This is a genomic window from Streptomyces phaeochromogenes (genome assembly GCF_001418655.1).
GTDB classification, from domain to species: Bacteria; Actinomycetota; Actinomycetes; order Streptomycetales; family Streptomycetaceae; genus Streptomyces; species Streptomyces phaeochromogenes.
In genome coordinates, this window is the sequence record NZ_LIQZ01000179.1 from 330 (window position 1) to 1,375 (window position 1,046).

Annotated in this window: 1 protein-coding gene; it reads right to left on the reverse strand. The window is 69.7% G+C overall.

The window, feature by feature from the left end; translation table 11 throughout:
* A partial coding sequence (locus AOK17_RS24265) for a sugar phosphate isomerase/epimerase and 4-hydroxyphenylpyruvate domain-containing protein (protein WP_245697332.1) occupies window positions 1-1,044 on the reverse strand: 1,044 nt, incomplete at its 3' end.
* Between the last annotated feature and the right edge of the window lie 2 nt (window positions 1,045-1,046).

Consider the following 1,046-nt stretch of genomic DNA (forward strand, 5'->3'; position numbering starts at 1 on the left):
CGGGGACTCCAGGCCGACGGCGGCCAGCTGGGTACCGTCCCGTCGTGCGGCCGGACCCGTGTTGATCAGCAGCCGGGCCTCACCCTGCTGCCACAGGTCGACCGGCTTGCTGCGGTGCCGGGCCGTGCGGGCGAAGCCGAGCGCTTCGAGGATCTCCGACAGCGGTTCGACGTCAGGAGTGACCAGTTCGGCGAACGCGATTCCGGTCGGTACGACGGGGGCGGGCGGTTCGGTGAGGCCGACGCTCTCCTGCAGCACGAGCAGCGAACGCAACGCGTCGACGGCGGTCGGCCCGGCCTCCGCCTGCCGGAACACGTCGTTGAACACTTCCAGCGAGAGCGGCCCTTCATAGCCGGCACGCATCACATGGCCGACGAGCCCGGCGACGTCGAAGCCGCCCTGCCCGGGGAAACAGCGGTAGTGCCGGCTCCACTGCAGCACGTCCATCGCCATCAGCGGCGCGTCGGCCAGCTGCAGGAAGAAGATCTTCTCGCCGGGGATGTCCTCGATCCCCTTGGGGTCGGAACCACGCGCCAGGATGTGAAAACTGTCCAGGCAAGTCCCGAGCGCGGGATGGTCGGCCGCCTCGACGATGCGCCAGGCATGGTCGTACGTACTGACGTGGCGGCCCCACGCCAGCGCCTCGTACGCGACGCGGATGCCGAACCCCTCGGCCAGTTCGGCGAGCCGCCGCAGCTGGAACGCGGCCAGCGCGTCGTCGTCCTCGGCGAGCGGCGACACGCTGGAGCACACGAGCACGGTGTCGGCCCCGAGCCGCTCCATGAGCCGGAACTTGTGCTCGGCCCGCCGCAGATTCCGCGCGAACTCCTCCGAGGGCACCGCCTCGATGTCACGCATCGGCTGGTAGAGATCGATACTCAGCCCGAGATCGGCACAGCGGGCCCGCACCTCCTCGGGTGTGAGGGGGCTGGCGAGCAGGTCGTTCTCGAAGATCTCGACACCGTCGAAGCCCGCCCGCGCCGCGGCCGTGAGCTTCTCGGTAAGGGCCCCACTGAGAGAGACGGTGGCAATGGACGTACGCACGT